We start from the raw sequence: 5,144 nt of genomic DNA on the forward strand, positions 1-5,144 counted from the left end.
TCCGGCTGCTCCGGCCGTGTGTCGGGTGGAGCAGCCCGACCCCGGCGTGCCGTCAGGGCGGCGGCCAGCGCGACTGCCGCCGCGACGGACACCGCGGCCTGGACCCGCAGCAGGGCTGCGAGGTGACCGTCCCCGAACGCCGCTCCCGTGGCGAACGCGAGGACCATGCCGGCGAAGATGCCCGCCGAGGAGATCGCGATCCCGGTGGTCCGGTCGGCCGGTCGCAGGTGTTGTCGCGACACGGCGGTCACCGCGTTGAGCACGAGCGGCTGGGCGATCGCGACCAGCAGCTGTCCGGCCAGCGCGACGGTGAAGGACTCGCCCATCAGCCGCAGCAGCGCTCCGCCGGCGGTCAGGGCTGCTCCGGCACAGAGCGGGCCGGGGAGGGAACGGTCCAGCAGCCGGCCCGCGGGCAGGGCCAGCACGACATACAGCAGGGGAAACAGCTGGGCGAGCCAGCCGATGGCACCCACGCCGACCCCGTAGTAGGCGGCCGCACCCGTGGTGACCGGCGCGAAGGTGAGCCAGAGCATCTGGATGGTGGCGCTGACTGCTGCGTAGGCGAGGACGGGAGCCCAATGGTTGGCCGAGGGCGTGCCGGTCACCACACCGACCTGGTCTCTCGCACGCGTGGCAGCGTACGGCAGGCGAATGCCTCGGTGGAGGTGTCGGTTGCGGACCGTAGGGTCGCCACCATGGCGATGACGACGACACGGACCGACGTGGCGCAACGCGTGATCGAGGCGCTGGCCGGGCCGGGAGCGCAGCTGCGTCCCGACCAGGTCGAGGCCGTGTCTGCCCTCAGCGAGCCGCGGGCGCGGGCACTGGTGGTGCAGGCGACGGGGTGGGGCAAGTCCGCGGTCTACTGGGCCGCCACCGCGATCCGGCGCGCCGAGGGCGCCGGGCCGACCCTGGTGGTCTCGCCGCTGCTGTCCCTCATGCGCGACCAGGTCGTGGCTGCAGGACGTGGCGGGTTGCGGGCCAGGACGCTCAACTCGAGCAACATCGACGCCTGGCAGCAGATCGAGGCCGAGCTGGCTGACGACCTGGTCGACGTGCTGCTCGTCTCACCCGAGCGACTCGCCAACCCGGGTTTTGGTCGGCGGGTGCTCGACCGGCTCGCCGGACGCATCGGCCTGCTGGTGATCGACGAGGCGCACGCCGTCTCCGACTGGGGACACGACTTCCGCCCCGACTACCGCCGCGTGTCCGACGTCTTGCAGCGACTCAACCCCGAGACCCCCGTCCTCGCCACCACGGCGACCGCCAACGCACGCGTCACCGCGGACGTCGCCGCGCAGCTCGGCGAGAGCACGCTGGTCCTGCGTGGTCCACTGGCACGCAGCAGTCTGCAGCTCGCGGTGGTCGACGCCCTGAGTCCGCTGGAGCGGTTCGCCTGGGTGGTGGACCAGCTGCCGCTGCTGCCCGGCTCGGGCATCATCTACACGCTCACCGTGTCGGATGCGCAGCGGCTGACGGCCGTCCTGCGCGAGCGGCACGGGAGTGACCTGCCGGTGGCGGCCTACACCGGCCAGCTCGAGAGCGCCGAGCGCGAGCGACTGGAGGACGCGTTGCGCGACAACCGGGTCAAGGCGCTGGTGGCCACCTCCGCCCTGGGCATGGGCTACGACAAGCCGGACCTCGGTTTCGTCGTCCACGTCGGGTCACCGCCCTCGCCGGTCTCCTACTACCAGCAGGTGGGCCGCGCCGGCCGCGGCATCGACCACGCCCAGGTCGCCCTGCTGCCCTCCGAGGCCGATGCCGGAGTGTGGGACTACTTCGCCACCGCCACCATCCCCGACCCCGCCCAGGTGCAGCGGCTCCTCGCAGGACTCGAGGCCTACCCGGAGGGCGAGACGGCCAGTGTGCCCTCGCTCGAGGCCGAGACGGGCCTACGGCGGGGCCGGGTCGAGCTGATGCTCAAGCAACTGGCCGTGGACGGCGTCGTCGAGCGCACCGAGCGCGGGTGGGTGCGTGCGGCGGTGGAGTGGCACCACGACGCCGAGCACTACGAGGGGATCGTCGCCACCCGGCGCCGCGAGGCCGAGATCATGCGCGACTACACGCGCGGCGCGCGTTGCCTGATGCAGCTGCTGCAGGAGTCGTTGGACGACGAGACCGCCGCGCCGTGCGGCCGGTGTTCGGTCTGCCTCGGCCGGTTGCCCGAGCCGCTGCTCACGCGTCCGTCCGACGACACCGTGGCCGCGGTCACGCGGTCGCTCCGCGGCGAGGTGCACCTGCTCGAGCCGCGGAAGATGTGGCCCGGCGGTGCCTTCGGCAGCCGCGGCCGGATCCCGGCCGAGCTGATGGCCGAGGTCGGCCGGACCCTGGTCTACGCCGACGCGCCCGAGTGGCGGGAGCTGGTGCGATCGGCCATGACCCACGACGGGCCTCCACCGGAACAGCTGTCTTCGGCGGCCGTCGGGGTCCTCGCCGAGTGGAGCAGCTCGTGGCCGTCTCGGCCCGACGTGGTCGTGCCGCTGGCCGCCGCCGGGCTCGAACAGCTGGTGGGGGGCGTCGCTGACCACCTGGCCTCCGTGGGGCGGCTCGCGCGCACCGACCTGCGCATCTCCGGGGAGCGCCCCGGGCCAGACCTCAGCTCCCCTGAGGAGGCAGCGGCCTGGCGGTCGGCCATCGTGGTCGATGACGAGATCGTGCCCGAGCTGCGCGATCGCACCGTGCTGCTGGTGTGCGACGCGTCCTCGTCGCTCTGGCCGCTGACCGTGGCCGCAGCCCACCTGCGCTCGGCTGGGGCAGGGCGGGTGCTGCCCCTCCTGTTGCACCGTCGCCCCTGACCGACCAGGAGCCGACGGCGCCGCGGCCGGTCGGCACGGCGATCAGGTCGGCGCGTCCGCAGTCCCCGTGCCTCCGGCCCAGGTACCGGTGATGTAGCGGCGCCCGTCCGCGATCTCACCGCTGACCGCGTGCAGCCAGGTCTTCGGTGGTTTCCGGTGACCGGCGGCCACGACGGCGTCCTCCAGCAGGACCTGCAGCTCGCTCACGGTCTTGCCGGCGTGCTCGGCGAAGACCAGGTCGATGCACTTCTGCAGGTCGTGCTGGTTCTCCACCTCGTGGTCGGCCATCTCGGAGGCCGACTGTGCCTGCGGCTCCTGCGCCTTGCCCATGGCGAGCTCCCTTCGTCCGATCCCACACTGGCACGCTCCCGACCTGACGGCCAGCGTCGAGCCGTCTAGATTGGCCTCCATGCGCGCACTGTCCCTCGCCCCCCAGACCCCCGGCACGCTCGATGTGACCGACGTCCCCGACCCCTCGCCGCAGGCCGGTGACCTGCTGGTCGACGGGCTGGCAGTCGGGGTGTGCGGCACGGACAAGGAGCTCGCGGCCGGCGACTACGGCTGGGCCCCACCCGGGCGCGACCGGCTGGTGCTCGGCCACGAGTCGCTCGGACGCGTCCGGGAGGCCCCGGAGGGCACCGGTTTTGCCGCGGGAGACCTCGTGGTCGGTGTCGTCCGTCGCCCGGACCCCGAGCCCTGCGGCGCCTGCGCGCACGGCCAGTTCGACATGTGCCGCAACGGGAAGTACACCGAGCGAGGCATCAAGCAGATCGACGGCTACGCGAGCGAGGCCTGGACCGTCGAGGCCGACTACGCGGTCAAGCTCGACCCGCGACTCGAGGCCGTGGGCATGCTGATGGAACCGACGACGGTCGTGGCCAAGGCCTGGGACCAGATCGAGCGGATCGGCAACCGCGCGTGGTTCGAGCCCAAGAACGTCCTGGTGACCGGCGCCGGCCCCATCGGTCTGCTCGGAGCGCTGCTCGGCGCCCAACGCGGACTGGACGTCCACGTCCTCGACGTGGTGAAGGACGGCCCGAAGCCCCAGCTGGTCAAGGACCTCGGAGGCACCTACCACAACGAGCCGATCGACGAGGTCGTCGAGAAGCTGCGGCCCGAGATCGTGGTGGAGGCCACCGGCGTGCCGCAGGTGATCTTCGGTGCGATGGCGGCGACCGGGACCTACGGAATCCTCTGCCTCACCGGGATCTCCTCCATCGGCAGGGCCATCAAGATCGACGCGGGCGCGCTCAACCGCGACATCGTCCTCGAGAACGACGCGATCTTCGGCTCGGTCAACGCCAACCTGCACCACTACGCCCTCGCCGCGCAGTCCCTGGCGAAGGCGGACGTGTCCTGGCTCGAACGGCTCGTGACCCGGCGAGTGCCACTCGAGAGGTTCGCGGACGCCTTCCAGGCGCAGGACGACGACGTCAAGGTGGCGATCACGCTCGACGGCAGCTCGTGACCGTCGCGGTGCTGCGGCTCGAGCAGTCGCCTGCAGCCCCCGCGTGGGCTCGCCATGAACGGCGCGGACGCCCCCAGTAAGAGGTAGTCGGCCAAAACCGTTGTACCTCAACGCTGTTCAGCGGTGACCAGCAGCACGAGCATCACGACGTCCACGGCCGCGATGGCGATCGCGCCGTAGAAGGGAGTCTTGCCACCGCCCCGGATGCTGACCAGCGCGAGCAGCAGCACGACCGCACCGCTGGCCAGTCCGAGGGCGGAGGGTGGACCGGGCGGAGCGAGCAGGAGCAGGGCGGTTGCGGCGCAGAGCACCACCGGCGTGAGCGCCCGCACCCGTGGCCCGCCGAGTCGGTGCGGCAGCCCGGCCACTCCTGTCGCGGCATCTGCGGCCAGGTCGGGCAGGACGTTGACCAGGTGCGCGCCCACTCCGAGCAGCCCGGATGCCGCCATCACCCACCACGCCGGCCACGCCGGTTGCGGCAGGGTCCACGTCACCACCGCCGGCAGCGTCCCGAAGGCCACCAGGTAGGGCAGGTACGACCATCCGGTCCGCTTCAGGCGCAGGTCGTAGGCCAGCCCGCTCCCCACGACCAGGAAGACGTGGAGGAGGCCCGCCCAGGGACCGCAGGCCAGCGAGGCCACCACGGTGACCCCGGCCGCCACACCGAGCGCCCGCCGCACCAGGTGGGCCTCCAGCTCCCCGGTGACGAGGGGCTTGTCGGTCCGTCCGACGAGCCGGTCCCTGCCGGCGTCCACGAGGTCATTGGTCCAGCCGATCACCAGCTGTCCGCTGCCGACCGCGAGCAGCAGGACGGCGCAGCGAGCCGCGCCGAGCCCGGAGCCGGCCGCGAAGACACCGGCGAGGGCCGTGACCGCGAGGGT

General features: G+C 72.5%; 5 protein-coding genes. 2 read left to right on the top strand and 3 right to left on the bottom strand.

The annotated features are described in order from the left end of the window. On the bottom strand, window positions 1-605 hold a 605-nt coding region (locus FRW57_RS16900), incomplete at its 3' end, for an MFS transporter (protein WP_152186544.1). Window positions 606-701: 96 nt separating this feature from the next. On the opposite strand from FRW57_RS16900, the gene FRW57_RS16905 reads away from it, so the two are divergent. Beyond that, complete coding sequence (locus FRW57_RS16905; protein WP_338055376.1) at window positions 702-2,795, top strand: RecQ family ATP-dependent DNA helicase; 2,094 nt, start codon at window positions 702-704, stop codon at window positions 2,793-2,795. Between the two features lie 42 nt (window positions 2,796-2,837). Here FRW57_RS16905 and FRW57_RS16910 read toward each other — a convergent pair whose 3' ends face one another. Further along, window positions 2,838-3,125 carry a hypothetical protein gene (locus FRW57_RS16910; protein WP_152186546.1) on the bottom strand — a complete coding sequence of 96 codons (288 nt, stop codon included), beginning with the start codon at window positions 3,123-3,125 and terminating at the stop codon, window positions 2,838-2,840. Window positions 3,126-3,204: 79 nt separating this feature from the next. On the opposite strand from FRW57_RS16910, the gene FRW57_RS16915 reads away from it, so the two are divergent. After that, window positions 3,205-4,263, top strand: a complete 1,059-nt coding sequence (locus FRW57_RS16915; protein ID WP_152186547.1) for a glucose 1-dehydrogenase — start codon at window positions 3,205-3,207, stop codon at window positions 4,261-4,263. 107 nt (window positions 4,264-4,370) lie between these two features. Here FRW57_RS16915 and FRW57_RS16920 read toward each other — a convergent pair. Continuing rightward, the coding region (locus tag FRW57_RS16920; protein WP_152186548.1) for a UbiA family prenyltransferase at window positions 4,371-5,144 on the bottom strand (774 nt) is incomplete at its 5' end.

Origin of the sequence: Segeticoccus rhizosphaerae (genome assembly GCF_009192725.1) — a bacterium.
Taxonomy (GTDB): domain Bacteria; phylum Actinomycetota; class Actinomycetes; order Actinomycetales; family Dermatophilaceae; genus Segeticoccus; species Segeticoccus rhizosphaerae.

What these genes read in the sequence shown, in the direction of transcription:
- FRW57_RS16905 (WP_338055376.1), top strand. Translation starts at nt 702, where the DNA reads ATGACGACGACACGGACCGACGTGGCGCAACGCGTGATCGAGGCGCTG.
- FRW57_RS16910 (WP_152186546.1), bottom strand. Translation starts at nt 3,125, where the DNA reads ATGGGCAAGGCGCAGGAGCCGCAGGCACAGTCGGCCTCCGAGATGGCC.
- FRW57_RS16915 (WP_152186547.1), top strand. Translation starts at nt 3,205, where the DNA reads ATGCGCGCACTGTCCCTCGCCCCCCAGACCCCCGGCACGCTCGATGTG.